This window comes from Naumannella huperziae (assembly GCF_054073625.1).
This window is the reverse complement of sequence record NZ_JBSXPH010000001.1, coordinates 386064-411572: the sequence shown is the minus strand read 5'-3', so window position 1 is coordinate 411572 and position 25509 is coordinate 386064. Positions and strand designations below refer to the sequence as shown.

Genomic DNA, 25509 nt, shown 5'->3' with positions numbered 1-25509 from the left:
GGCACCTGCCTACCTGCCGCGGGGCCGCCCTCAGGATTCTCAGGTTTCGTTTGGAATCGTCCGGGGCGGCCGTTACGATGCTGAGGTCGCCCATGGTCGGGCGGCCGCCCGGCCCGCCGCACGCGGACCGGCACCCACGGCAACATTCCGGCTCGGCAAGACCTCTGGTGGAGAAAGATGCGCAAGATCGTTCCGATGTCCATCGCGGCAGGCGTGCTCGCGGCGAGCGGCGGCGTCTTCGGCGCGTGGACGGCGACGGCCAAGACCGTCGACCTGACCGTCGACGGCGTACCGACGACGCTGACCACCCACGACGCGACCGTCGCCGATGTCCTGGCCGAGCGCGGCATCAGCTACGGCGCCCGCGACGAGGTCGCGCCGGCGCCCCAGACGCCCGTGACCAGCGGCACCCAGATCGTCGTCCGCTACTCCCGCAATGTCACGCTGAACATCGCCGGTGGCGACCAGAAGGTCGTGCCGACCACCGCGCTCACCGTCGGTGACCTGCTCGACGCCCTGCGTTACCGCGAGGAGTCGCGGGTCAGCGCGTCGCGCTCCACCCCGATCGGCCGCCAGGGCCTGAGCCTGGACATCGCCCCGGCCCGCGACGTCCCGGTCTCGGTCGGCGGCAAGCCCGCCACCACGGTCGTCACCACCGGCCTCACCGTCTCCGACGCGCTCACCGAGGCCAAGATCAAGTTCGACGGCGACGACGAGATCCTGCCCGCCAAGGACGCCAAGCTGGACGATCTCGACGCCAAGGGCATCACCGTCAACGTCGTCGAGTACAAGGAGTCGGAGAAGAAGTCCGACATCGACTTCGAGACCGAGCGTCGCCGGACCAGCGAGCTGGACGAGGGCGAGACGAAGGTCAAGACCGAGGGCAAGAAGGGCGTTCGGGTCGAGACGATCCGCGAGAAGTTCGTCAACGGCAAGAGCGTGGAGAAGAAGCCGAAGGGCAAGGCGAAGACGGAGAAGGAGCCGGTGAACAAGATCGTTCTCGTCGGCACCGGCGACTCCGATTCCGACTCCTCGAGTTCGGGCGGCTCCGGTTCGGGCGGTTCGGGCTCCGGCGGCTCCGGCGGCTCGGGTTCGGGCGGCTCGGGTGACTCGGAAGAGGCCGATACCTCCCAGAGCCCGGCCAGCGGCAACTCCTGCAAGGCCTCCTACTACTGGGAGCCCCAGCCGACCGCGTCCGGCGAGCGGTTCAACCCGAACGCGATGACGGCCGCGCACAAGACCCTGCCGCTCGGCACCCGGATCAAGGTCACCAATCCGAGCAACGGCAAGACCGTCGTGGTCCGGATCAACGACCGTGGCCCCTACGTCTCGGGCCGCTGCCTCGACCTGTCGAAGGCCGCCATGGAGGCGATCGGCGGCACCAGCGCGGGCGTGATCACGGTCAAGTGGGACAAGCTCTGAGCTGACCGGCGCGGCCCGACCCCGGCGCGGGCGCTCGGACCGGTCCCTCTAGGGTCCGGACCATGCGCCAGTTGTACCCCGAACCGGCCGATCTCGGCCCTCTCGATGCCTACGCCCTGCCCGCCGGGCGGGACTGGCTGCGGTCCAACATGGTGACCAGCATCGACGGCGCCGCCCAGATCGACGGCCGGGTCGGCGGCCTGACCGGCGACGCCGACCAGGCCGTGCTGACCGCCCTGCGGGCGCTCGCCGATGTCGTCCTGGTCGGGGCGCAGACGGTACGCGTGGAGGGCTACGGGCCGCTGGCCCTGCCACCCCGGCTCGCCGAGTTGCGAACCGCGGCGGGCCGGCCGGCCGAGCCGCCGCTGGCGATCATCACCCGCACCGCGCGCCTGGACCCCGGCTCGCCGATCTTCACCGACGCCGCCACCAGGCCGATCCTGATCATCCCCGGTGGCGCGGCCGTGCCGACGGCCATCCGGGACAGCGCCGACATCCTGGTCGCCGGCGACGGCGAGCTCGATCTCGCCGACGCCGTCCGCGGCCTGCGGGAGCTGGGCCTGCGGCAGATCCTCAGCGAGGGCGGGCCCAGCACGCTCGGCCGGCTGCTCGCCGCCGATCTGGTCGACGAGGTCTGCGTCACCACCACACCACAGATCGTGGCCGGCGACGGGGCCCGCCTGACGTCCGGCGTACCCGTCTCGGACCGGCGCTTCGAGCTGGCCAGGCTGCTGCTCGCCGACGATCAGCTCTTCGCCCGCTGGCAGCGCGCCCGCTGAGCCGGTACGCCGGACTCAGATCAACCGCATCAGCCGGGCCCGGCGTACCGCCTCATCGCGACCGGTGACGTCCAGCTTGCGATAGATCCGCTTCAGATGCGTCTTCAGGGTGTTCGGGGAGATGAACAACCGCTCCGCGGCGCGGGTCAGCGTCTCGCCGTCGGCCAGATTGGCCAGTACGTGGGTCTCGGCGGGCGTCAGCCGGATCCGGTGGGTGAAGCTGGTGACCGCGCGATGCCGGCCGGGCGCGGCCTCCAGCCCGAGCTGCTCGGCGAGCTGTTGGGCCCGGTCGAAGGTGTCCACCGCCAATCGGTAGTCCTGCATCGCGTCGGCCGACTGCACCAGCGCCGAGAGCAGCCACAGCGCCAGCTTGTCCTTCGCCGGCGCAGCGATCTCCGCGGCCCGCAGGAAGATCGCGTGCGCCTGCTCGACCTCGCCCCGCAACATCAACAGCCCGGCCGCCAGTCCGTCCACCGACATGGCCTCCGGCTCCGGGTCGAGCTCGCGCAGCGTCTCCAGCTCGCGATCGGCGCGGTCCAGATCGCCCGCACCGGCCGCGGCCAGCAGCGCGGTCATCGCCAGCCGGGCGCGCTGATAGGCGGTCGCGCGCCCCAGCCCGGCAGTGCGGGCCTCGTCGATCAGCGTCAGCGCCGTATCCAGTCGCCCGTCGATCATCTCGACCCAGCCCGCGATGTGTGCACGGTTGGCGGGATCCTCGCGCAGCTCGAGGCGCTCGGCCCGGGCCAGCCAGTGCCGCGCCTCCGTGGCGTCCAGGCGGTCGATCGCCAGCAGCGCGCGCGCGCCGTGGGCCGGTGCCAGCAGCTCGCGCAACACGGGATCCGCGCCGGCCGCCTGTTCGGCCCGCTCGGCCGTCACCCGGGCGGCATTGCTGCCGAACCGCACCGCGTCCACCCAGGCCAGCGACGCCGTCGCCCGCACCACCGCCCACGGCAGCGACTCCAGCCGCGCCGTGGTCACCGCCAGCCGCAGCATGCCGCGTGCCGCCCGCAGCCGGCCGACCGCGGTCAGGAACGCGCCGTACTCCAGTTGCAGGAAGGCCAGGTGCTCCGGGCGTATCCCCTCCTCGCGCAACAGCCGCGTCGTCTGGTCCTCCAACTCGACCGTCGACCCGTCGTCGCCGTAGCCGGTGCGGCGCAGCAGCAGCCAGCGCAGCGCCACGAGCAGCGGCTCCCACGCGGCATCGACGCCGTGCCGCTCGATGGTGCGGCGCAGCGCGTCCGGGTCGACCGGCCGCCGCCGCGCGAGCACCAGCGAGCGGAGCAGCGTGGCCTCACCGGCCGACATCACCCCGGAGCCCTCGAGGCGTTCCAGCATCGGCGAGTGCTCCGCGCCCAGCCGGTACAACTGGCGGACCGATGCCGAGCGCATCAGATCGGCCGCCAACTCGTGCTCGCCGGCGTCGATCGCCATCCCGACTGCCGCCTCCGGGCGGCGCAACTTGGCCAGCCGGCGCGCGGAGCGCCGCTGCAGCTCGGCCAGCCGCTCCGGTTCCTCGGCCGCCAGGCGTCGCCGCAGCGCGGCCAGCACGACCGGCGCGACGCGCAGGGCGCCGGAGGCCTCGATGGTGATCGGTACGCCGTGCCTCGGCAGCGTCGACAAGATCGCGAACGCCGCCGGATCCTCGGTGAAGGCACGGGCCACATCCGGCGACACCTCGTCCAGCGTGCACACCGCGGTCAGCGTCCGGTCCACGTCGGCGGGCAGTCCGGCCAGCACCTCGCTGTGCACGAAGTCGTCGAACAGCGCGTGCAACTGGCTGCGGGAGTCCCAGTGCCGGTGGCCGCGGACGATGCCGAGCAGCCCCGGCCAGCCGAAGGTGTGCGCCCACAGCCCCGCAACCGCCTCGTCGGCGATCTCCGGGTTCGGTCCGCGCAGCAGCTCGCCCGCCTCGGCCAGGGTCAGCGCCAGCTCCCCGGCGCCGATCTCGATCGCGTCGTTGCGCACCACCAGCGTGCCGAGATCGAGCTGCGGGCGCCCGCGCAAGGTAATCAGCAGCTGCCCGCCGCCGTCCGCGACCGCCGCGATCAGGCCGGCGATCTCGTCGGGGTCCGGGCCGATCGTGCCATCGGCGACGACCAGCGGCGGCGGGCGGTCGCCGTTGCCGACTGCCGCTGCGCCGGCCCGCAGTTCGGCGCCGCGCTCCCACCGCACGACCCGCTCCGCGACCTCGGGACGGGCTGCCAACCATCCCTCGATCATGGCGGTCTTGCCGAAGGCGGCCGGAGCAATGACCATGATCAACTGTCGCGAACCGGCCGCGTCGAGTGTCTCGTTCAGGCGGGTACGTGCCGAAGTCTGCGTCAATGCGGCTCCTCTGCTGGACCGTGCTGTGCCGGCTTCCCAGCACCTTAGGCCGGAGTCGGGCCAGCTACCGGTGAGAATCACCCAACGGCGTGGATTTTGTCACCCCGCGACGCTGCCTTCCCCGCGACGTTTCTGCGAGTCTGAGGTCTGATTGCTCCGTGAATTACGGGGGGGAGCGATCGCATCGCGGCCCGGTCCTCCGCCGCAGTCATTGCGGCGGTTCACCGGGCCGCGCGCGTCCCCCCACCGGTCTGGCACGCTTGCCCCGTGAGCAGTGGGGATGCGTTGTTCGGCGGCCGCGACTTTGCCGCCGTGATCTTCGACATGGACGGTACGCTGATCGACTCGACTCCCGCGGTGAACCGCTCGTGGACGACGTGGGCCACCGAGTTCGGGGTCACCCGCGAACAGCTCGACGGCAATCACGGCGTACCGGCGGCCGCGATCGCCGCGAAGGTGCTTCCGGCCGACCGGGTGGCCGAGGCGGTCGCCCGCATCGCGGCCCTGGAACTGGCCGATGTGGAAGGCGTGGTCCCGCTGCCGGGCGCCGTGCGGGCGATGGCGGAGCTGGCGGGCGTACCGCATGCGATCGCCACCTCCAGCACCGCGCCCCTGGCGGCCGCCCGGCTGGCGGCCAGTGAGCTCGCCCCGCCCGACGTGCTGGTCACCGCCGACGATGTCGAGCGCGGCAAGCCCGCGCCCGACCCCTTCCTGCTGGCCGCGCGGCGCCTCGGCGTCGATCCCGGCGACTGCCTCGTCGTCGAGGACGCCCCGCAGGGCCTGGTCGCCGCCCGCGCCGCCGGCTGCACCACCCTTGCCGTGATCACCACCACCGCGCGCGACGAGCTCTCCGCCGATGCGATCGTGCCGGATCTCGGCGCGGTGCGCTGGCAGCCCCGCGACGGGGGCCGGGTCGCGCTGGCGGCCGTGGATCAGCCCGAGTAGGGCGAGCCCTGGTCGCCGGGCCGGTCCGGGCGGGCGTACCCGCCGCCGAAGGAGGTCGGGCTGCCCGAGCCGGCGCCGAGCGAGTCCGCCGCGCTCGGCGAGGTGTCGTCATCGGAGTTCGCCGGGTTCGGCTCCGGCTCGCGGGCAACCACCGAGGGCGCCGCGCTGCCGTCGTCCTCGGCCTCGTCGACCTCGGTGCGTACCGCGGTGCCGTACGCCACGACCTCGTCCGGCCCGGTGTCGAAGCGGAGCCCGATCACGCCGTCGGCGCCCGCGGCCTGCGCCATCGTGGCCATCGCCGAGACAGCCTGCTGGCGGGCCCGCGCATGGGCGGTCGGGTCGCCGCCGGTCGGGCGTAGCGCGACGCCGATCACCTCGCCGAGGGCCTCGGTGACGAAGAGCAACGGCTCGTCGTCGAGGGTGTGCACGGGTACGGCATGGCTGGCGATCGGCAGTTCCGAGGTCCCGCGCTGCTCGGCAGGCGGCTGGTGCGGTCCGCGCGGAGCGGCCGGCGGCTGGCCGTAACCCGGCGGCGGGCCCCCCGGGCCAGGACCGAACCCGCCCTGACCCGGGCCGCCCTGACCCGGGCCGCCCTGACCCGGGCCGCCCTGGTTCGGGCCGGGGCCGAAGCCGCCGGGCCGCCCATAGGGGTCCTGGGCCGGCGGCTGGCCGTAGGGCTGCTGCCCGTAGGGCGGCTGCCCATACGGATGGGGGCCCGGCTGGTTGGGGCCGGGCTGCTGGCCCGGGGGGTTGTGCCCGTAGGGGTTCTGGCCGTAGCTCATGGGCTCAGCGTAGGGCGCGGCCCGCTGCGGCGGGCGGCGGGCGGCCCGGCCGCTAGGGTTGGTCGGGTGAGTGATGCCCGTCCCCCGTCCGCGGCAGAACCCGTGGCGGCCGAGACCGATCTCCCCGAGCAGCTCCGGATCCGGGCGGACAAGCGCGAGCGGCTGCTGGCCGACGGTGCCGAGGCCTATCCGGTCGACATCTCGCGTACCCACGCCCTGCGAGAGGTACGCCAGAAGTGGGGCCACCTGGCCGCCGGGGAGGAGACCGACGACGAGGTGACCGTCGCCGGCCGGGTGGTGTTCATCCGCAATACCGGCAAGCTGTGCTTCGGCACGCTGCAGGACGGTTTCGACGCCGAGTATCCGGCCGAGCGGCTGCAGGTGATGTTGTCGCTGGCCGAGGTCGGGCAGGAAAGCCTCGACGCCTGGAAGAGCCTGGTCGATCTCGGTGATCATGTCGCGGTGACGGGCCGGGTGATCAGTTCCCGGCGCGGCGAGTTGTCGGTGATGGCGCGCAGTTGGCAGATGGCGTCGAAGGCGCTGCGACCGATGCCGGTGCTGCACAAGGAGCTCTCCGAGGAGACGCGGGTCCGGCAGCGTTATGTTGATCTTGCGGTACGCGATACGGCGCGCGAGCTGTTGCAGACTCGGGCGGCGATCACCCGCAGCGTCCGGGAGACGCTGCATGCCGAGCGCTTCCTGGAGATCGAAACGCCCGTATTGCAGGCGATCCACGGAGGCGCGGCCGCCCGGCCGTTCCGTACCCATCTGAACGCCTTCGACGTGCCGATGACCTTGCGGATCGCGCTGGAGCTCTATCTCAAGCGGGCGATGGTCGGCGGGGCGGACCGGGTCTATGAGATCGGCCGGATCTTCCGCAACGAGGGCGTCGATTCCACTCACGCGCCGGAGTTCACGATGCTCGAGGCCTATCAGGCCTGGGGTGATCAGACGAGCATCGCCGAACTCACGAAGAAGATCATTCTCGACGCCGCCGATGTGGTCGGCCGGCGACAGATCGAGACCGCCGACGGTGTGATCGATCTTGACGGGGAGTGGCGCTGGCTGGGCGTCTACCCCGGGCTGTCGGAGCGGGTCGGGGTGGAGATCACCCCCGACACCACGGCCGAGGAGCTGCGCCGGATCGCCGATGATCATGACGTCGAGGTGGATCCGGCATGGGGCGCGGAGAAGCTGGTGGTGGAACTGTTCGGCGAGCTGGTCGAGCCCGATCTGGTGCAGCCGACCTTCGTGCACGACTATCCGCCGTCCGCGCAGCCGCTGGCCCGGCCGCACCGCACCGACGACCGCCTGATCGAGGCGTGGGACCTGATCATCGGCGGCACCGAACGCGCGGGCGGCTTCTCCGAGCTGATCGACCCGGTGATCCAGCGCCAGCGGCTGACCGAGCAGTCGCTGGCCGCGGCCGCCGGCGACCCCGAAGCCATGCAGCTCGACGAGGACTTCCTCGCCGCGCTGGAGTTCGGCGCCCCGCCGATGGGCGGGGTGGGCGTCGGCATCGACCGGCTGGTGATGCTGTTCACCGGCGTCGGGATCCGCGAGACGATCCTCTTCCCGCTGCTCAAGCCCCAGCAGTAGGCAGCCGGGCGTGGTTCCGGCCACGGTCCCGGGGGTAGCGTGGTGCCGCGGGCCGCGCGCCCGCCAGATCCGTGAACCCGGGAGGGCCGATGGACGACCGATGGGTGCGATGCTGGCTGACCGACATGGACGGGGTGCTGGTGCACGAGCAGCACGCCATCCCCGGCGCGGCCGAGTTCATCGGCGAGCTGCAGCGCTGCGAGCGCGAGTACATGGTGCTGACCAACAACTCGATCTATTCCCCGCGCGACCTGCGCGCACGGTTGCACGCCTCCGGGATCGACCTGCCCGAGGACCGGATCTGGACCTCGGCGCTGGCCACCGCCCAGTTCCTGGCCGAGCAGTCGCGGTCCGCGGCCGATCGGGGCAGCGCGACCCGTGGCTCGGTCTATGTGATCGGCGAGTTCGGCCTCACCTCCGCGCTGCACGAGGCGGGCTTCGTCCTCGCCGAGCGTGACCCCGACTATGTGGTGCTGGGCGAGACGCGTACCTATTCGTTCAACACCATCACCCACGCGATCCGGCTGGTCGACGCGGGCGCCCGGTTCATCGCCACCAATCCCGACGCGACCGGGCCGAGCAAGGACGGACCGCTGCCCGCGACGGGGTCGGTCGCGGCGCTGATCACCCGCGCGACGGGTGTGGAACCCTATTACGTCGGCAAACCCAATCCGCTGATGATGCGTTCGGCAATGAACACGATCGATGCCCATTCGGAGAGCACGGTGATGATCGGGGACCGGATGGACACCGACATCCTGTCCGGAATCGAGGCGGGGCTGCGCAGCATCCTGGTGCTCACCGGATCGACCCGCCGGGACCAGATCGAGCGCTACCCCTACCAGCCCACCCGGGTGGTCGATTCGATCGCCGAGGTGGTGCCGCTGATCGAGCAGTTGATGGCGCCCGATCCGGGCGAGCTGGACGCGAACTGAGCGGGGTCAGCTCACTTCCGCTGCGCGGCGATTCACTTCCACTGCGTGGCGATGCCCAGCGAGACCGCCATCAGGCCGATCCCGATCAGGTAGTTCCAGTTGCCCAGGTCCCGCATGAACGGGATGTAGTCCCGCGCCAGGTTGAACACCACGATCCACGCCACACCGAGCAGGCCGGTCGCGATGAAGGTGGGCGGCACCCACCGTCGGCCGGCGCCGGGCGCCTTGGCCTGCCGGTCCTTGCGCGCGGCGACCGTCTTCTTGTTCTCCGCGACCTTCTTCTTCTCCGCCGCGGCCTTGCGTACCTTGGGTTCGGGCAACGCTCCTCCTTGTGCTGCGCTGTAGCGTAGTTGAACACTGCTTCGCGGTCACACCGCGAGCGATCGACGCCGGCCCGCACGCGGGGAGCCCACGCCGAGGAAACAGGAGGCCGCCGTGGCAGCGCAGGACTGGAGCGGCCCGGGCCCGGACCCGGCCGTTCCGCGCTCCCGGCGCGCGGTGGCGGTCACGGCGGTGGTCTTCGCGGTCTGCGGGCTGATGATCTCGGTATCGGCGGTGAATGCCCGGGGCACGGATCTGCGGCCCGACCGGCAGACCGACCTGATCGGCCTGATCACCGAGCAGTCGGCGCGCAACGACGAACTGCGCAGCCGGGTCGCCGCCACCCGCGCGGAGGTCGACCAGCTCGCCGCCCGCAGCGGGGAGGATCCCGCGCGCGGCGAGCGGCTGGCCGCGCTGGAGTTGGCGGCGGCGATGACGCCGGTCGAGGGCCCCGCGGTGACGGTCACGCTGACCGATGCTCCGCGCGAGCTCAAGCCGCCCGGGGTCTCCGACGACGCGCTGGTCGTCCACCAACAAGACATCCAGGCGGTCGCGAACGCGCTGTGGTCCGGCGGCGCTGAGGCGATGACCATCCAGGGAGTACGCGTCATCTCCACCACCGGGATCAAATGCGTCGGCAATACCGTCGTCCTGCACGGACGGCCCTATGCGCCGCCGTATGTGATCACCGCCATCGGCGATCCCGAGCGCCTGCGGGCGGCGCTGGCCGACAGCGACGCGATCCGGATCTATCGGCAGTACGTGGATGCGTACCAACTGGGCTACGCCGAGCGCACCGACGGCCAGGTCCGGATGCCCGGCCACGAGGGCTCGGCCGACCTGGCCTACGCCCGCCAGCCCCGCTGACCGACGGACGCAGTGGCAGGATTGGCCCATGCCCGCCCGCATCCTCGTCGTGGACAACTATGACTCGTTCGTCTACAACCTCGTCCAGTACCTCGGCCAGCTCGGCGCCCGGGCCACGGTCTGGCGCAATGACGACGAGCGGTTGGCCGGTGACCTCGCGGCGGAGTTCGACGGGATCCTGCTCTCGCCCGGGCCCGGTACGCCCGAGCGGGCCGGCGCGTCCATCGAGTTGATCAAGGGCTGGGGCGACCGGCTGCCGATCTTCGGGGTCTGCCTCGGCCTGCAGGCGATCGCGGTGGCCCACGGCGGCACCGTCGACCGGGCGCCCGAGCTGCTGCACGGCAAGACGTCGGTGATCAATCACGACGGACGCGGGGTGTTCGCCGGGCTGCCGCAGGGTCTGACGGTGACGCGTTATCACTCGTTGGCGCTGCTGCCGCCGACCCTGCCGCCGGTGCTGGAGGTCAGCGCGCGTACCGACTCCGGCGTGATCATGGCGATCCGCCACCGCGAGTTGCCCGTCGAGGCCGTGCAGTACCACCCCGAGTCGGTGCTCACCGAGGGCGGCTACCAGGTGCTCGCCAACTGGCTGGCGGCCTGCGGCGACCCCGGCGCGCCCGAGCGGGCCCGCGATCTGCGGCCGCTGATCGCCGCCGGCTGAATCGCGGCCGACGGCGATCAGCCCTGCGCGAAGGCCCGGCCGGCGGCCAGCGCCTCGCCGAGCACGCCGCCGCCCGGGGCATGGGCGACCTCCCAGTGATAGCCCGCCGGATCGACGAAATAGCCCGAGTAGCCGCCCCAGTCCCGGCGCTGTCCGGGCTGCACCGTCAGGGCACCGGCGGCCCGGGCGCGGTCGAGCACGGCATCCACCTCGGCGTCGCTGCTGACATTGTGGGCGAGCGTGATCGGCGCGAGGCCGCGGGCGGGTTCGCCGACCTCGGCGACGAAGGACTCCCGGTCCCACAGCGACAGCACGAGCGACGGCCCGACGCGCAGGAAGAGGACATCCTCCACGTCCAGGGCCGCCGCCCAGCCGAGCCCGTCGACGAAGAATCGGCGCATCGCCGCGCGATCCTCGACCGCGAGGGTGATCACGGTGATGTATTGCTCCATGCCCGTCAGCTTCGCACCCGGTGCCGACATGCGGGTGCCGCGTCCCCCTCCAGCCGCGAGCCGAACCGGCACCCGCGAGGTCAATCGGCACCCGCGAGGTCAGTCGGCACCCGCAAGCTGAACCGGCAGCCGCGGGCGTTACTTGGTTCGCGGGTGCCGGTTGCGTTCGCGGATTGGGGTGGCTGGGTTCAGCCGCGGGCTGAATCGGCAGCCGCGGGCGTTACTTGGTTCGCGGGTGCCGGTTGGGTTCGCGGATTGGGCGGCGCCGGGAGCCGGGTCGGCTCAACCGGCGGCGCCGGGATCGGTGAATATCTGCTCGATGGGTCGGGCGAAGACGCGGCTGATGGCGAAAGCGAGCGGCAGGCTGGGGTCATAGCGGCCCTTCTCCAGGGAGTTGACCGTCTGCCGCGAGACGCCGAGGGCGGCGGCCAGATCGGCCTGGGTCCAGCCGCGTTCGGCCCGCAGGTCCTTGATCGAATTTTCCATCGTGGCGGCCTAGTAGCGCCGGCCAGCGACGAACCGACCGATCAGCCAGCCAGCGGCATAGACCGGCCAGACGAGAAGCCACGAGACCTGCGGGGCTCCGGCGATCTGCAACAACCCGTAGCCGAAGGTGACCAGCGATCCGATCGCGAACCCGATCGCCATCCCCTCCACCGCGATCCGGCCCTGAAGTTCGTCGGCCTCGCGGATCCAACGGATGACAGCCCAGGCGACGGCGACCAGCGCCGGCAGCGGGAGCAGCATCACGACCCAGCGCAGGACGCCGGAGGTCTGGCCGAGCAGCGCCATCGCCGTTGCCAGCAGGACGGCATAGGCCAGCAGGCCCAGGACCAGATGCCGAACGTAGCGCCGTGTCATGATCGCCGAGGCTACCGGCTCAGGACAGCGCCAACGCCAGCGTCGGCAGACCCAGGCCGAGGATGTCCAGCAACCAGTGCGCGATGATCAACGGCCACACCCGGCGCCGCCACAACAGCAGGCCCCCGAACAGCAGGCCGGCGCCGAAGGTGGCGATCAACTTCGACGCGACCGCGTCCGCGCCGCCGCCCAGCACGAGCGGAGCATGCTGCAGGGCGAAGAAGGCCGCCACGACGATCAGCGCGGCCGGCGTACCGAATCGACGCGTGAGCTGGTCCTGACCGATTCCATAGGTCAGGCGCTCGGCGGTGGCGATGGTCAGCGGCGCGATCATGGCGCCGATTCCGACCCACAGCGGGACCTGGGGCAGCCCGCCGGTCGGTGCGGGCGGTGCTCCGCCGTAGACGATCAGGTTGCCGGCGAAGGTTGCCGCGAGGAAGCCCGCCAACATGATCAGCCCGAGCAGCAGGCCCCAACCCAGATCGGCTGGCCGGAACCGGCCGAGTACCTCGCGGATCGACCCGCCGCGCCGGTGCAGCAGGTACGCCACCGCGCCGATGGTCACCAGGTCCGGAATGATCAACAGCGCGTTCAGGTAGATCTGGCTGCCCGGCCAGGCCTGCGGCAGTGCCGCGAACAGGCCGACGTCGAGGAGCAGGAAGAGTGCCGTACGCACGAACAGCAGCGCGGCAATCAGGCCGAGCGGCCACAGGGGCAAGTGGTCCAGCGCCGAGAGGGGGCCGGCGTGCCGGGCGGTGGTGCGAGGACCGATGGAAAGGCTGCTTGACATACGGCTAACGTAAAGCGTCCTTGTCTTAGTGTCAAGCAACTTTGACAACCGGACGCACAGCCGCGAGGTGAACCGGCAGCCGCGAAGGTTACTCGGTTCGCGGGTGCCGATTGGGTTCGCGGATCAGGGTTCCTCGGGGCAGCCGCGAGGTGAACCGGCAGCCGCGGGCGTTGCTCCGCTCGCGGGTGCCAGTTGGGTTCGCGGTTGGGGGTGGGTCAGGGCGATTGGGGGTAGGTCAGGGCACCGGACGGGAATCCGCTTCCGGCGTACCCCTCCCGACGCACCTTTCCCCGGCCTATCCCCTGCCGGCTATTCGCTCCGACTACTCGGTCGGCTCGGAGGTGGGCGGGCCGGCGGAACCGGTCGGTTGCGGCTCGCTCGGTTCGTCGGACTCGCTGGGCGAGGGGTCCGGGGCCTGGTCGGTCGGCTGGGTCGGCTGCGGCGCCTCGGCCCGCCAGACGGTGACGGTGTCCCCGCGCTTGGCGGACTTGCCCGCCCCGGGGTCGCTGCGGGTGACCAGGCCCGGGGGCTGATCACTCGTCGTCTCCGTCTGCCAATCGATCCGCAGGTCGAGATCGCGAGCATCGGCCTCGACCCGCTCGCGCGTGCTGCCCACCCAGTTCGGGATCTCGACCGAGCCGCTGGAGTAGCGCAGCGTGACCGAGTCCGAGACCGGTACCGACTGGCCGGAGGCCGGGGAGACGCTGAGCACCTCGTTCTCCGGGGCATCGCTGGAGTCGTCGGCCTCCTCGCTGATGTTGCTGAAACCGGCGTCCTCCAGCGCCTTGCGGGCCTCGTCGCGGCTGGAGCCGACCAGGCCGGCAGGGATCTCGGCCTTCTCCGGGCCCTCGTTCACGGTCAGCGTGACGGTGCTGCCCGGGTTCACCATCGTGCCCTCGGGCGGATCCTGGCCGATCACCCGGCCGACGGTGTTGTCATCGGCCCCTCGTTCGGTCTCGATCCGCGAGTTCAGGCCGACATTGCGCAGTTGGGCCTCCGCGGCCTGCGGGGTGAAGTCGTTCAGCGCGGGCACTTCGACCTGGGCCGGAGCCGGCGCCGGCCGCAGCAGGAAATAGCCAGCGACCAGCCCGGCCAGGACCAGGGCGGCGAGGATGCCGATGATGATCGGCACCCGGCGCGACTTCTTCGGCTCCTCCTCGTCCTCCACGGTCTCGGTCTCGACAACCGCCGGGTTCAGTCGGGTCGCGTCGGCGTCGGGGGCCGGGCTCGGCGCCGGCAGCACTGCCGTCGCACCCTCCCCGGCCAGCACCCGGCTGATGTCGTCGCGCATCTCCCGCGCGTCCTGGTAGCGGTCCGCCGGGTCCTTCGACAGCGCCTTCAGCGTGATCGTGTCCACATCGGGGGTCACCAGCGGATCGAACTGGCTCGGCGGCACCGGCTGCTCCCGCACGTGCTGGTACGCCACGGAGACCGGCGAGTCACCGATGAACGGCGGCCGCCCGGTCAACAACTCGTACAGCACGCAGCCGGCCGAGTAGATGTCGGAGCGGTTGTCGACGGTCTCGCCGCGCGCCTGCTCCGGCGACAGGTACTGCGCCGTGCCGATCACCGCCGCGGTCTGCGTCATCGTCGCCGAGGTGTCGGCGACCGCCCGCGCGATGCCGAAGTCCATCACCTTGACCTGGCCGGTCGGCGTCAGCATCACATTGGCCGGCTTGATGTCGCGGTGCACGATCCCGTTCTTGTGGGAGTACGCCAAGGCATCCAGCACGCCCTGGGTGATCTCCAGCGCGCGCTCGGGCAAGATCTTGCGGTCGTCGCGCAGGATGTCGCGCAGGGTCTGTCCCTCGACCAGCTCCATCACGATGTAGGGCACGGCGACGCCGTCGGCGTTCAGCTCCTCCCCGGTGTCGTAGACCGACACGATGTTGGGGTGGTTGAGCCCGGCCGCCGACTGCGCCTCGCGCCGGAACCGCGCCTGGAAGGTCGGGTCCGTGGCGAGATCGCTGCGCAACTGCTTCACCGCCACCGGCCGGCCGAGGCGGGTGTCGTAGGCCTGGCGTACCTCCGCCATGCCTCCGCGACCGAGCAACCCGCCGACCTCGTAGCGACCCCCGAGCAGCGGGCCGGAGGCGGCGGCCCGGCGCGGGGTCGTCGCATCGTCCGGGCCCGTGCCGCCGATCGGGCGGGTCGGTTGCTCGTCGAAATTGTTCGTCTCGTCCATGTTCACTCCACTGAGTCCGCACAGCCGGGGGACATCGCCGGGGATGGGCCCATCGCCCGGGAAAGCTTCGAGGTCATCGCAGTACCGCCTCCATCACGTCCTTCGCGATCGGCGCCGCCAGGCGTCCGCCGGCGATGTCATTGCGCGGGATGTCGGCCTCCTCGATGAAGACCGTCACGGCAACGGTCGGGTTGTCGGCGGGTGCGAAGGCGGTGAACCAGGCATACGGCGGCCGCTCCGGCGTGGTCTGCGCCGTACCGGTCTTGCCGCCCACGCCGATCCCGCTGATCTGCGCATTGGAGCCCGTGCCGTCCTCCACGACATTGACCATCATCTCGCGCAGGGCCCGGGCATTGTCCTCGCTCATCGCGGTGGACCGCACGCTCGGCCGCTTCTGACTGATCACCGACAGGTCCTCACCGCGGACGGTGCTGACCAGATAGGGGTCCATCACCTTGCCGCCGTTCGCGATGCCGGCGGTGACCATCGTCATCTGCAGCGGGCTGGCCGCCACATCGCCCTGCCCGATCGCGCTGAGCGCGGTCTGCGGCGCATTCGGGTCGTCGGGGTAGCGGCTCGCCGCCGCCGCCAGCTCGGGCAGCGGCCGGGAGCCGAAGCCGAACCGGCTGGCCTGGTCGCGCAGTTTGTCGTCGCCGAGCTGCAGCCCGAGATTGGCGAACGCGGTATTGCACGAGACCCGCAGCGCCTGGTCGATGGTGATCCTGGTGCCGCCGCAGTTGGTGTCGTTGCCGAGCTGGGTGTTGGTCTGCGGCAGCGTCAGCTTGTCGGGGGAGTCGACCTGCGTGTCGGGGTTCATCCCGTCCTCCAGGGCGGCGGCCGCGGTGACCAGCTTGAACGTCGAGCCGGGCGGGTAGATCTCCCGGGCCCCGCGATTGGCCAGCGGACGGTCGGGATCGTCGTTCAGCCGGGTCCAGGCCGCGTTGGCGTCGGCGATGTCATGACTGGCGATCTCGTTCGGGTCATAACTCGGCGAGGAAACCATCGCCAGCACCTCCCCGGTCTGCGGATTCATCGCCACGACGGCGCCCTTGCGGCCGTCCAGGCCCTCCCACGCGGCCCGCTGGGCGGCCGGGTTGATCGTGGTCTCCACGGTGGCGCCGGTCGGCTTCTGCCCGGTGATGGTGTCCATCAGCCGACGGATGAACAGCGAGTCGTCGGTGCCGGCCAGCTCGGTGTTGTAGGAGTTCTCCAGGGCGGTGCGGGCATGGTCGTAGGAGTAGTAGCCGGTGACCGGCGCGTAGATCTCGGGGTCGTCGGGATAGACCCGCTGGTAGCCGTACTGGTCGTCGACCGGCTCGGTGATCGCGAGCTCGGTCGGGCCGACAGCGAGGATCGGTCCGCGGTCCTGGCCGAACTCGGAGTCGCGGGCCCGTCGATTCGCCGGGTCGGCATTCAGCGTGCCCTCGCGGACCAGCACGGTGTAGGTGGCATTGGCCAGCAGCAGCGCGAACATGATCATCGCGACGACGGAGACGCGGCGGATCGGGCGGTTCATCGCTCACCACCACCGGACACGACCTGGGTGCGCTCCTCGTCGGGGATCGCCGGACGGGCCACGACGGGACGGCGTACCTGGTTGGAGATGATCAGCAGCAGGCCGGCGACGGTCCAGTTGGCGAGCAGCGAGGAGCCGCCCTGCGACATGAACGGCGTGGTCAGACCGGTCAGCGGCAACAGCCGCGTCACCCCGCCGATGATCGCGAACACCTGCAGCGCCAGCACGAAGGAAAGGCCGGCGGCCAACAGCTTGCCGAACGGATCCCGGGAGGCGAGGGCGGTACGCAAACCGCGCGCCACCAGCAGCGCATAGATCATGATCACGGCCATCAGGCCGGCGGTACCCAGCTCCTCGCCGATGCTGGCGGAGATGAAGTCCGACTTCGCCAGCGGGGTACGCCAGGGCTGCCCCTCGCCGAGACCGGTGCCCGACAGCCCGCCCCACGCCATCCCGAACTGGCCCTGGATGATCTGGAAGTTGCGATCGAAGTTGGCGAACGGGTCGAGCCAGGCCTGCACCCGCACCCGCACGTGGCTGAACGCGAAGTAGCCGCCGATCGCGCCGCCCACGAACAGCAGGGTGCCGAGGATCGGCCAGCCCGGCCGTTCGGTGGCGACGTAGAGCATCATCACGAACAGCCCGAAGAACAGCAGCGAGGTGCCGAGATCGCGCTGGAAGACCAAGATCGCCATCGCGACGCCCCAGACGATCATGATCGGGCCGAGGTCGCGCGGCCGGGGCAGGTCGATGCCGAGCACCCGGGCGCCGGCCAGGGCGAGCACATCGCGCTTCTCGACCAGATAGCCGGCAAAGGCGATCGACAGCGCGATCTTGGCGATCTCCGAGGGCTGGAAGGAGAACGGCCCGACCCCGATCCAGATCCGGGCCCCGTTGATCTCCCGGCCGATGCCGGGAAGCATCGGTAACAGCAACAACACGATGCTGGCCAGGCCGAGCGTATAGGTGAACCGCTGCAGCGGCCGATAGTCGCGGACCACGATCATGCCGAAGATCAACACCGCGACGGCGAGCACGCTCCACATCAGTTGGGTGGTGGCGTCATCGGTCGGCCGGTCGCTGAACCGGGTGGCGAGGTCCAGGCGGTGGATCATCACCAGTCCGAGCCCGTTCAGCGCGACGACACAGGGCAGGATCAGCGGGTCGGCATAGGGCAGCCGCCAGCGGATCACGGCATGGGCGGCGAGCGCCAGCCCGACCCAGATGCCGGCGACCACCGGCAGGTTCGGCGGTGCCTCCTCGAGCAGGTTCACCGAGGTGATCCAGTAGCCGGCGATGCCGATCCCGCAGGCCAGCAGCAGCATCGCGAGTTCGACATTGCGGCGCTTGTGGTAGACGACGGTGGTGCCCGCCTCGGCGGTCGCGGCGCTCATCCGCATTCCTGCGTGACGCCCGGGGTCGGGCTGGTGGTGGTCGGACTCGGGTTGGCGCTGCCCGTGTCCCGGGGGGCCGGCGTCGCGCCGGCGCTCGGCGATGCGCCCGGCGCCACCGACTCGCCGGTCCCGGGCGTCGGGCCGGGCGGCGCGGTCGGGGTCGGTTGCGGATTGAGCGGTGGTTCGGTGTTGCGCTGGGCGATGCACAGTTCGGCGGCCGCGCGCAGCTCCGCGACCGTGTTCCGGGCACCGGGCAGGTCGCTCGCGCGGATGTTCTCCGCGACCCGGTCGCGGAAGTAGCGGGGCAGGTCACTGACCCGGGTCTCGGTCACCTCCGAGACCTGGGACAGCGGTACGCCGGCCACGTCATCGGGCAGGCCGCGGTAGATGGCGACGTTCTCGCCGGCCACCCCGACGTAGTACTGCGTACCGATCCAGGCATTGCCGGCCAGCGCGCCGATGCCGAGCAGGACGACCGCGGCGAGCACGCCGAGGGCGATCCGCAGCCAGCGCCGCCGCGGGGGGCTGGTCGGTGCATAGCGCTCGTGTTCGTCGTCGCGCTCGGACTCGACCAGCAACTGTTCGTCGGACTCGGCAGCCGCGCGCTCGGCCGCCGTGCGGTGCCGGACGGCCGGGATCGCGCGCTCGGTCGCCGCGCCGAGCACGATCGGTTCGAGCGCCTCGGCGGGCGCGTCGGAGCCGGCGCCCACGGCGGGGGGCGTGCGGACCAGGGTGTCCTCGGTGCCGTCGTCATTGGTCACGGGCTCGCCCAGCGGCGCTACCGCGGCCTCGCCGGTGCCGGTCGCCGCTGGCCGCTCCTCATCGCCCTGGACGTCGGCGAGCACGATGGTGATGTTGTCGATGCCGCCGCCGGCGTGGGCGAGGTCGATCAGCTCGTCCAGCGCGTCGGTCAGCTCCGGCCGGCGCATCGCGCGGGTGATCGACTCGTCATCGGTCAGCCCGGACAGCCCGTCGGAGCAGATCAGCAACCGGTCCCCGGGCTCGATGTCGACCAACTCCAGGTCGGGCTCGGTCGCGGCCTGGCCGTTCAGCACCTTCAGCAACAGATTCCGGTGCGGATGGGTGGCCGCCTCCTCCTCGGTGATCTTGCCCTCGTCGATCAGCGACTGCACCCAGGAATGATCATGAGTGGTACGCCGCAGCTCGCCGTCGCGCATCAGATAGGCGCGGGAGTCGCCGATGTGGGCGAGCGCCAGCCGGTCGCCGTCGAAGAGGTACGCCGAGACGGTCGTGCCCATCCCTTCGAGCTCGGGGTCGTCGGCGACCAGATCGGCGATCTTGTCGTTGGCGCGGGTGATCGCGCCCGCCAGCAGCGCCAACATGTCCTCGCCGCGCAGGGTGTGATCACGATCGGCGGCGGCACGCTCGTCCACCCGGCGGAACTGGTCGATGGCGACCGCGGAGGCAAGATCACCCGCCGCCGCGCCGCCCATCCCGTCGGCCACCACCAGCAGCCGCGGTGAGGCGTACCCCGAGTCCTGGTTGTTCTTGCGGACTGGGCCCGTCTCGGAGTGCGCGATGAAACTGAGCTTCATCAGCTGTCCAGCTTCAGTTGGGTACGCCCGATCCGCAAGGTGTCGGCGGGGGTGAGCTGCGTCGGCTGGGTGATCCGCTGCCCGTTGACATAGGTGCCATTGGTGGAGCCGAGGTCCTCGGCGACGATGATGCCGTCCGGGCGTACCGTCACCTGGCCGTGCCGGGTCGAGACGTAGTCGTCGTCGAGGATCAGTTGGCAGTCCGAGCTGCGGCCGATGCGTACCACGCCGCCCGCGAGGTCGGCCTCGATGCCCGCCTGCGGGCCGTTGGTGATCACCACCCGGCGCGGTGCACCGCGCTGGCGGCGCCGGCCGCGGCGGGGCTCGTCGAGGTCGGCGTGCGGCAGGTCAGCGGTGGCGACCTTGCGGCCGAAGATGTCGGTCCGGATGATCGATGCGCAGATCAGGATGAAGATCCACAGCAGCGCGAGGAAGGCCACCTTGATCACGGTGACGGCGATCGCCGAACCCATCTACTGCCCCGAGGGCGCGTGAACGAGCATCCGGGTGTTGCCGATCTCGATCCGGGTGCCGTCGCGTAGCTCCGCGGAGCGCACCCGTTCGCCGTTCACGCTGATGCCGTTGGTCGAACCGAGGTCGGTGATCGTGTAGGTCAGGTCCAGCCCGGAGCCGCCGACCTGGACCCGCGCATGGCGGCGCGAGATGCCCGGGTCGTTGATCCGCAGGTCGGCATCCGAGCCGCGGCCGATCGTGAAGCCGGGCGGGTTCAGCGGGTGCCGCATGCCGTTCACCTCGAGCACCAGCCGGGTGCGGCGCAGACTGCCGGTGGTCACCGGCTCGGCCGCGACACCGGCATTGCCGTCCACCTCGGCCACGGCCTCGGAGGAGACGTTGAACCGGCCCGTCGGCAGGTCCTCGTCGAGATCGAAGTGCAACATGATCGGGCCGTTGAACTCATAGCCCATGTTGCCGGCGTGGCCGCGCAACTCCGGGATGATCTCCGCGGTCAGCTTCTTGCCGTAGGGGGTGAGCCGGTCGTAGTCGTGCTGGGACAGTTCGATGACGAACTCGTTGGGCACGAGCCGGCGGTGGCGGGAGAGGATCTGGGCCTTGGAGTCGAGTTCTTTCTGCAGGCGGGCGGCGATCTCGACGGGCTGCACGTCGCCCTTGAAGGCGCGCGCGAAGACGCCGTTGACCGCTCCCTCGATCCGCTTCTCGAAGCGGTCGAACACGCTCATCTCTCCTCCTCTCCTTCTCGATGGCTGCGGAAAACCCCCGGGTCGGCCGCGCTACGGCCGGCCGGCGCGACGCGCGGACACCCGACGAGCGTACCCACCGGCGTCGATACTAATGGGGCCGCAGTGAACGGCACAGTTGCCGCTACCCGCGCGGCGGATCAGGCGCCGGGTTCGGGCGCTCGGCGGCCGAGCAGGTAGTAGCGCGTGGTCGTCTCGCCGGCCTGCGGGCCGCGCAGGTACCACTCGATGTCGGTCAGCCCGGCCGCCTCGGCCGCGGCGCGGACGGAATCCGGCGGGTGCAGGACGAAGTCCAGGTCGATGGCGTGGCCGAACCAGCGGTCGAGGCCGATCACCTCCGCGCCCGCGTGCAGGGCGACCAGCAGCCAACCGCCCGGCCGCAGCGGGCGGGCCAGCGCGGCGATCGCGGGCGCGAGCTCGGAGCCGGCGAGGTGGATCAGGGAGTACCAGGCGAGTACCGCGCCCCAGCCGTCCGCGCCGGTCGGGCGGAGCAGTTGGCGCAGGTCACCGACGGCATAGTCGCCCTCGGGGTGGCGCTCCCGGGCCTGTTCGACCATCTCCTCGGTCAGGTCGATGCCGGTCGCGTGCGCGCCGCGGCGATTCAGGTACGCCGTGACGTGGCCCGGTCCGCAGCCGGCGTCGGCGATCGGCGCGTCGCCGGCCAGGGCCGCGATCCGGTCCAGCAGCCAACGCTCGAACGGCAGGCTCTGCTCGCCGTCGGCGAGCTCGTCGTCGAAGTTGTCGGCATAGGAACGGGCTACCGTGCCGTAGGCGGCCCGGACCCGGTCATCGCGGGCCGGCCCGCCGGCGGCGAGCACGGTGTCCAGGTCGGCCGCGGGCTCGGCCGGGGCGGCGCCGTCGGCGTGCTCGACCGGCCCGAGCAGGTGGATCCAGCGGGGGTCGTGCTGCCCGGCCTGGCGTGGCAGTTGGCGTACCAGCGGCTGCTCGGCGGCGGCCATCGCGGCGAGCTCGGTCTCGACGGCGGCGCGGTCGTCGAAGGCGTACAGGCGCTCGGTGCGGGTCTTCAGCGCGCCTGCCGGCTGCGGGCCGCGGAGCAACAGCACGGTCAGCAGCGCCCGCTGGGCCGGCGTCCAGCCAGCACGGTGGGCGATGGTCTGGGCGAACTTCACCGCCCGCTGGCCGGCGCCGGCCCAGGTGGTGGTGACGAGGTCGGCATCGCGCAGCCGCTTCAGGGTCTCGTTGACGGTGCGCTCGTCGTAGTCGGTGACGGGTTCGCGGCTGGAGGTCTGGTTGGCGGCGGTACGCACGGCGTTCAGCGTCAGCGGGTAGGAGCCCGGGACCGTGAGCTCCTTCTCCAACAGGCTGCCGAGGATGCGCTGTTCCGCCGCGTCGAGCTGGGGCAGTTCGGTCACCGGATCATTGTGGCCCACCATCATCGTGGGCCAGTCGGGATCGTGGCCCAGTCGGGATGATGGCTCAGGCGGGCGCGTAGCGGCGCAGCTCCTGGCCGGCCGCCAGGCCCGCGCGCATCTCCTCCAGGGTCGCCGGCGCGGCGCCGTGGGCGCGGGCCTGGACGAGCACATTGCCGAGCGCGGTCGCCTCGGTCGGGCCCGCCACCACCTCCCGGCCGGTCGCCGCGGCGGTGAGCCGGCACAGCGCCTCGTTCTGGGCGCCCCCGCCGACCACGTGCACGGTCGCGACGCGGCGCCCGGACAGCGCCGAGGCCTGCTCGATGGTCCGGGCATAGGCCCCGGCGAGGGAGTCGAGGATCACCCGCACCGTCTCGGCCCGCGTGCGGGGCTCGGGCCAACCATCGCGTCGCAGCGCCGCGGCGATCCGCTCGGGCATCTCGCCCGGCGCGATGAACTCCGCGTCGTCGACGTCGATCACCCCGCCGCCCGTGGGCAGCGCCCCGGCCTCGGCGAGCAGCGCGGCCGGCGTACCCGAGACGCCCCACGCGCGCAGGCATTCCTGCAGCAGCCACAACCCGCCGACATTGCGCAGGTAGCGGATCCGATCGTCCACGCCGCGCTCGTTGGTGAAGTTGGCAGCGCGGCTGGCCTCGTCCAGCACCGGCGCGTCCAACTCGACACCCACCAGCGACCAGGTACCGGACGACACGAAGGCGATATCGTGATCCGCGGCCGGTACGCCCACGACGGCCGAGGCCGTGTCGTGGGAGCCGACGGTGGTCACCGCGGCGCCCAGACCCAGCCGGCGGGCCAGCTCCGGGCGCAACCGCCCGCGCACTGTGCCGGGCTGCTCGATCGCCGGCAGCAATCCCGGATCGATCCCGAGCGCGGCGAGCAGTTCGCCCGACCAGTCGCCGGTGCGCACGTCGACCAGGCCGGTGGTGGAGGCGTTCGTGGCCTCCGTGGACAGCGCCCCGGTCAGGTGGTGGGCGATCAGATCGGGCAGCAGGACGATGTGCGCGGCGCGGTCCCACAGCGGCCCGTCACGTTCGGCATCGAGTTGGTAGAGGGTGGTGAACGGCAGGTGCTGCAGGCCGTTGATCGCGTACTGGCGGGCCCGGTCCACGGCGGCATCGACGCGCGGCACGGCGGTCGCCGTGCGCTCGTCGCGATAGGCGATCGGATCGGCCAGCGGCCGGCCCGCCGCGTCCAGCAGCCCGTAGTCGACGGCCCAGGTGTCGATCCCGATCGACTCGGTCTGCGGGAAGTCGCGGGCCAGCGCAGCCAATCCGCGCTCGACCTCGGTGAGCAGGCGGCCGAGCTCCCAGCGCAGGTGGCCGTCGCGGCGTACCGCCCCGTTGGCGAAGCGGTGCACCGCGACGAGCTCGACCCGCCGGGCGTCGACGATCCCCGCCATCACGCGGCCGCCGGAGGCCCCGATGTCGATCGCGCCGAAGACCCGGGGATTGATCACCACAGGCTCCGATCAGCGCAGGAAGGCCGCGGCGACGCCGGCGTCGACCGGCACGTGCAGGCCCGTGGTGTGGCTGAACTCGTCGGAGGTGAGCGCGGCCGCGGCATTGGCCACGTGCTCGGGCAACACCTCTCGCTTGAGCAACGTGCGCTGGGCATAGAACGCGCCGAGCTCGTCCTCGGGTACGCCGTAGACGGCCGCGCGCTGGGCGCCCCACCCCCCGGCGAAGATGCCCGAACCGCGGACGACGCCATCGGGGTTGATCCCGTTGACGCGGATGCCGTGCTCGCCGAGCTCGGCGGCGAGCAGGCGTACCTGATGGGCCTGGTCGGCCTTGACGGCGCTGTAGGCGATGTTGTTCGGGCCGGCGAAGACCGAGTTCTTCGACGAGATGTAGACGAGGTCGCCGCCGAGGCGCTGTTCGATCATGGCCCGGGCCGCGGCCTGAGAGACCAGGAAGGCGCCCTTGGCCATCACCTCGTGCTGGATGTCCCAGTCGGACTCGGTGGTCTCCAGCAGCGGCTTGGAGATCGACAGGCCGGCGTTGTTGATCACCAGGTCGAGCCCACCGAAGGCGAGCAGTGCGGTGTTGACCGCGGCGCGGACGGCCTCGGCGTCGGCCACGTCGGCGGCCACGCCGACGGCGGTGTCGGGGCCGCCCAGCTCGGCAGCGGCCTCGCGCGCCTGCGCGGGATCGAGGTCGGCGATCACGACACATGCGCCCTCGGCGGCGAGCCGGGCGGCGATCGCCTTGCCGATCCCGGACGCGGCTCCGGTGACCAGGGCGATCCGGCCGGCATGGCTGCGCGGCTTCGGCATCCGCGCGAGCTTGGCCTCCTCCAGTGCCCAGTACTCGATCCGGAACTTCTCCGCCTCGTCGATCGGCGCGTAGGTCGAGACCGACTCGGCGCCGCGCATCACGTTGATCGCGTTGACATAGAACTCGCCGGCCACCCGCGCGGTCTGCTTGTCCTTGCCGTAGGAGAACATGCCGACGCCGGGGACGAGGATGATCGCCGGATCGGCGCCGCGCATGGCCGGGGAGTCCGCCGTCGCGTGCCGCTCGTAGTAGGCGCGGTAGTCGGCCCGGTACGCCTCGTGCAGCTCCGCCAGGCGCGCCACGCATTCCTCGATCGGCGCATCGGCGGGCAGGTCGAGGACGAGCGGTTTGATCTTGGTCCGCAGGAAATGGTCGGGGCAGGAGGTGCCGAGCTCGGCCAGCGCCCCGAGCTTCTCCCCGGCGAGGAAGTCCAACACCTCGGGGCTGTCGGTGAAGTGGCCGACCATCCGCCGATCGGCGGACGCGACCGCGCGCAGGTGGGGAGCCAGGGCCGCGGCCTTGGCCCGGCGGCGATCCTCGGGCAGGGCGCCGAACCCGTCGCGGGGGGCGCCGAAGGGCTGATCGGAGCCGTTCTCGTCGAGATAGGCCTGGGCGGTGCGGATGATCCACAGGGAGTTCGCCTCGGCCTCGGCGGAGGTGTCTCCCCAGGCGGTGATCCCGTGGCCGCCGAGGATCACGCCGACCGCCTGGGGATTCTCGGACTTGATCTTGGCGATGTCCAGCCCCAGTTGGAATCCCGGCCGCCGCCACGGCACCCACGCCACCTTGTCGCCGAAGATCTCGGCGGTCAGCCGCTCACCGTCGGCGGCCGTGGCGATCGCGATGCCGGCATCGGGGTGCAGGTGATCGACATGGGCCGCGTCCACCAGCCCGTGCATGGCCGTGTCGATCGACGGCGCCGCGCCGCCCCTGCCGTGCAGGCAGTAGTCGAAGGCGGCGACCATCTCGTCCTCGCGCTCGACGCCGGAGTAGACGCCGGTCAGGGCCCGGAGCCGGTCCAGGCGCAGCACCGCCAGGCCGGGCTCGGTGAGCGTACCCAGGTCGCCGCCGGAGCCCTTCACCCACATCAGTTCGACGTCGGCGCCGGTGGCGGGATCGGTCTCGGTGCCCTTGGCCGACGCGTTCCCGCCGGCATAGTTGGTGTTGCGCGGGTCGGAGCCGAGCCGGTTGGAGCGCGCGAGCAGGTCGGTGACGGCCTGGTTGGTCATGGTCGG

Annotated in this window: 23 protein-coding genes; 7 read left to right on the top strand and 16 right to left on the bottom strand. The window is 71.5% G+C overall.

The window, feature by feature from the left end; all coding sequences use genetic code 11:
* Positions 1-195: 195 nt before the first annotated feature.
* Together ACXDC7_RS01980 and ACXDC7_RS01975 are read left to right on the top strand one after the other, a co-directional pair.
* A complete protein-coding gene (locus tag ACXDC7_RS01980; protein WP_459220997.1) occupies positions 196-1422 on the top strand; it encodes a septal ring lytic transglycosylase RlpA family protein in 1227 nt (408 codons plus the stop codon).
* A 62-nt stretch (positions 1423-1484) separates the two neighbouring features.
* Positions 1485-2201 carry a pyrimidine reductase family protein gene (locus ACXDC7_RS01975; RefSeq protein WP_459220996.1) on the top strand — a complete coding sequence of 239 codons (717 nt, stop codon included), beginning with the start codon at positions 1485-1487 and terminating at the stop codon, positions 2199-2201.
* A 15-nt stretch (positions 2202-2216) separates the two neighbouring features.
* On the opposite strand, the gene ACXDC7_RS01970 is transcribed toward ACXDC7_RS01975, so the two are convergent.
* On the bottom strand, positions 2217-4526 hold the full coding sequence (locus ACXDC7_RS01970; protein WP_459220995.1) for a LuxR C-terminal-related transcriptional regulator: 2310 nt from the start codon (positions 4524-4526) through the stop codon (positions 2217-2219).
* Between the two features lie 267 nt (positions 4527-4793).
* On the opposite strand from ACXDC7_RS01970, the gene ACXDC7_RS01965 reads away from it, so the two are divergent.
* Positions 4794-5471, top strand: coding sequence for an HAD family hydrolase (locus tag ACXDC7_RS01965; protein WP_343045908.1), 678 nt, complete (start codon positions 4794-4796; stop codon positions 5469-5471).
* On the opposite strand, the gene ACXDC7_RS01960 is transcribed toward ACXDC7_RS01965, so the two are convergent.
* Complete coding sequence (locus ACXDC7_RS01960) at positions 5459-6253, bottom strand: heavy metal-binding domain-containing protein (RefSeq protein ID WP_459220994.1); 795 nt, start codon at positions 6251-6253, stop codon at positions 5459-5461. The two genes, ACXDC7_RS01965 and ACXDC7_RS01960, sit on opposite strands and share 13 nt — an antisense overlap.
* 102 nt (positions 6254-6355) lie before the next feature.
* On the opposite strand from ACXDC7_RS01960, the gene lysS reads away from it, so the two are divergent.
* Both lysS and ACXDC7_RS01950 read left to right on the top strand, forming a co-directional pair.
* Positions 6356-7852: a lysine--tRNA ligase gene (gene lysS / locus ACXDC7_RS01955; protein ID WP_459222792.1), complete on the top strand. Its 1497-nt coding sequence runs from the start codon at positions 6356-6358 to the stop codon at positions 7850-7852.
* A gap of 89 nt (positions 7853-7941) precedes the next feature.
* Positions 7942-8787: an HAD-IIA family hydrolase gene (locus tag ACXDC7_RS01950; protein WP_218843799.1), complete on the top strand. Its 846-nt coding sequence runs from the start codon at positions 7942-7944 to the stop codon at positions 8785-8787.
* A gap of 32 nt (positions 8788-8819) precedes the next feature.
* Here ACXDC7_RS01950 and ACXDC7_RS01945 read toward each other — a convergent pair whose 3' ends face one another.
* Positions 8820-9107, bottom strand: coding sequence for a cell division protein CrgA (locus tag ACXDC7_RS01945; RefSeq protein WP_179445070.1), 288 nt, complete (start codon positions 9105-9107; stop codon positions 8820-8822).
* 115 nt (positions 9108-9222) lie between these two features.
* Between ACXDC7_RS01945 and ACXDC7_RS01940 the strand changes: the two genes are divergently transcribed.
* Positions 9223-9975, top strand: coding sequence for a DUF881 domain-containing protein (locus ACXDC7_RS01940; protein ID WP_343045909.1), 753 nt, complete (start codon positions 9223-9225; stop codon positions 9973-9975).
* 28 nt (positions 9976-10003) lie between these two features.
* On the top strand, positions 10004-10636 hold the full coding sequence (locus ACXDC7_RS01935) for an aminodeoxychorismate/anthranilate synthase component II (RefSeq protein WP_179445071.1): 633 nt from the start codon (positions 10004-10006) through the stop codon (positions 10634-10636).
* A gap of 17 nt (positions 10637-10653) precedes the next feature.
* Here the strand turns inward: ACXDC7_RS01935 and ACXDC7_RS01930 are convergent, their stop codons facing one another.
* The 13 genes from ACXDC7_RS01930 to ACXDC7_RS01870 all read right to left on the bottom strand — a co-directional run bounded on the left by ACXDC7_RS01930 (position 10654) and on the right by ACXDC7_RS01870 (position 25503).
* Positions 10654-11088 (bottom strand): VOC family protein, encoded by a 435-nt coding sequence (locus ACXDC7_RS01930; RefSeq protein WP_459220993.1) that lies wholly within the window; start codon positions 11086-11088, stop codon positions 10654-10656.
* Positions 11089-11370: 282 nt separating this feature from the next.
* Positions 11371-11574, bottom strand: a complete 204-nt coding sequence (locus ACXDC7_RS01925; protein ID WP_459220992.1) for a helix-turn-helix transcriptional regulator — start codon at positions 11572-11574, stop codon at positions 11371-11373.
* 9 nt (positions 11575-11583) lie between these two features.
* Positions 11584-11949, bottom strand: a complete 366-nt coding sequence (locus ACXDC7_RS01920) for a hypothetical protein (RefSeq protein WP_459220991.1) — start codon at positions 11947-11949, stop codon at positions 11584-11586.
* A gap of 19 nt (positions 11950-11968) precedes the next feature.
* A complete protein-coding gene (locus ACXDC7_RS01915) occupies positions 11969-12739 on the bottom strand; it encodes a CPBP family glutamic-type intramembrane protease (protein ID WP_459220990.1) in 771 nt (256 codons plus the stop codon).
* Positions 12740-13061: 322 nt separating this feature from the next.
* A complete protein-coding gene (gene pknB, locus ACXDC7_RS01910) occupies positions 13062-14924 on the bottom strand; it encodes a Stk1 family PASTA domain-containing Ser/Thr kinase (RefSeq protein WP_459220989.1) in 1863 nt (620 codons plus the stop codon).
* Positions 14925-14997: 73 nt separating this feature from the next.
* A complete protein-coding gene (locus ACXDC7_RS01905) occupies positions 14998-16440 on the bottom strand; it encodes a peptidoglycan D,D-transpeptidase FtsI family protein (RefSeq protein WP_179445077.1) in 1443 nt (480 codons plus the stop codon).
* The gene (locus tag ACXDC7_RS01900; RefSeq protein WP_459220988.1) at positions 16437-17834 is read right to left on the bottom strand and encodes an FtsW/RodA/SpoVE family cell cycle protein; all 1398 of its coding nucleotides are present in this window, start codon (positions 17832-17834) and stop codon (positions 16437-16439) included. Before ACXDC7_RS01900 ends, ACXDC7_RS01905 begins: the two co-directional genes overlap by 4 nt.
* The gene (locus tag ACXDC7_RS01895) at positions 17831-19390 is read right to left on the bottom strand and encodes a PP2C family protein-serine/threonine phosphatase (RefSeq protein WP_459220987.1); all 1560 of its coding nucleotides are present in this window, start codon (positions 19388-19390) and stop codon (positions 17831-17833) included. Before ACXDC7_RS01895 ends, ACXDC7_RS01900 begins: the two co-directional genes overlap by 4 nt.
* Complete coding sequence (locus ACXDC7_RS01890) at positions 19390-19863, bottom strand: FHA domain-containing protein FhaB/FipA (RefSeq protein WP_459220986.1); 474 nt, start codon at positions 19861-19863, stop codon at positions 19390-19392. The genes ACXDC7_RS01895 and ACXDC7_RS01890 overlap by 1 nt, the downstream gene beginning before the upstream one ends.
* Entirely contained in the window at positions 19864-20589 is a 726-nt protein-coding gene (locus ACXDC7_RS01885; RefSeq protein WP_459220985.1) for an FhaA domain-containing protein, read from the bottom strand.
* Positions 20590-20747: 158 nt separating this feature from the next.
* Complete coding sequence (locus ACXDC7_RS01880; protein ID WP_459220984.1) at positions 20748-21980, bottom strand: DUF480 domain-containing protein; 1233 nt, start codon at positions 21978-21980, stop codon at positions 20748-20750.
* A 64-nt stretch (positions 21981-22044) separates the two neighbouring features.
* Positions 22045-23454: a rhamnulokinase gene (locus ACXDC7_RS01875; RefSeq protein WP_459220983.1), complete on the bottom strand. Its 1410-nt coding sequence runs from the start codon at positions 23452-23454 to the stop codon at positions 22045-22047.
* Positions 23455-23466: 12 nt separating this feature from the next.
* Entirely contained in the window at positions 23467-25503 is a 2037-nt protein-coding gene (locus tag ACXDC7_RS01870) for a bifunctional aldolase/short-chain dehydrogenase (RefSeq protein WP_459220982.1), read from the bottom strand.
* Positions 25504-25509: the final 6 nt, after the last annotated feature.

Bases quoted from the DNA above. Each gene is read 5' to 3' on its own strand.
- ACXDC7_RS01980 (WP_459220997.1), top strand. From the start codon at position 196: ATGTCCATCGCGGCAGGCGTGCTCGCGGCGAGCGGCGGCGTCTTCGGC.
- ACXDC7_RS01870 (WP_459220982.1), bottom strand. From the start codon at position 25,503: ATGACCAACCAGGCCGTCACCGACCTGCTCGCGCGCTCCAACCGGCTC.
- ACXDC7_RS01950 (WP_218843799.1), top strand. From the start codon at position 7,942: ATGGACGACCGATGGGTGCGATGCTGGCTGACCGACATGGACGGGGTG.
- ACXDC7_RS01915 (WP_459220990.1), bottom strand. From the start codon at position 12,739: ATGTCAAGCAGCCTTTCCATCGGTCCTCGCACCACCGCCCGGCACGCC.
- ACXDC7_RS01895 (WP_459220987.1), bottom strand. From the start codon at position 19,390: ATGAAGCTCAGTTTCATCGCGCACTCCGAGACGGGCCCAGTCCGCAAG.
- ACXDC7_RS01920 (WP_459220991.1), bottom strand. From the start codon at position 11,949: ATGACACGGCGCTACGTTCGGCATCTGGTCCTGGGCCTGCTGGCCTAT.
- ACXDC7_RS01890 (WP_459220986.1), bottom strand. From the start codon at position 19,863: ATGGGTTCGGCGATCGCCGTCACCGTGATCAAGGTGGCCTTCCTCGCG.
- ACXDC7_RS01975 (WP_459220996.1), top strand. From the start codon at position 1,485: ATGCGCCAGTTGTACCCCGAACCGGCCGATCTCGGCCCTCTCGATGCC.
- ACXDC7_RS01905 (WP_179445077.1), bottom strand. From the start codon at position 16,440: ATGAACCGCCCGATCCGCCGCGTCTCCGTCGTCGCGATGATCATGTTC.
- ACXDC7_RS01925 (WP_459220992.1), bottom strand. From the start codon at position 11,574: ATGGAAAATTCGATCAAGGACCTGCGGGCCGAACGCGGCTGGACCCAG.
- ACXDC7_RS01885 (WP_459220985.1), bottom strand. From the start codon at position 20,589: ATGAGCGTGTTCGACCGCTTCGAGAAGCGGATCGAGGGAGCGGTCAAC.
- ACXDC7_RS01900 (WP_459220988.1), bottom strand. From the start codon at position 17,834: ATGAGCGCCGCGACCGCCGAGGCGGGCACCACCGTCGTCTACCACAAG.
- ACXDC7_RS01960 (WP_459220994.1), bottom strand. From the start codon at position 6,253: ATGAGCTACGGCCAGAACCCCTACGGGCACAACCCCCCGGGCCAGCAG.
- ACXDC7_RS01930 (WP_459220993.1), bottom strand. From the start codon at position 11,088: ATGGAGCAATACATCACCGTGATCACCCTCGCGGTCGAGGATCGCGCG.
- pknB (WP_459220989.1), bottom strand. From the start codon at position 14,924: ATGGACGAGACGAACAATTTCGACGAGCAACCGACCCGCCCGATCGGC.
- ACXDC7_RS01935 (WP_179445071.1), top strand. From the start codon at position 10,004: ATGCCCGCCCGCATCCTCGTCGTGGACAACTATGACTCGTTCGTCTAC.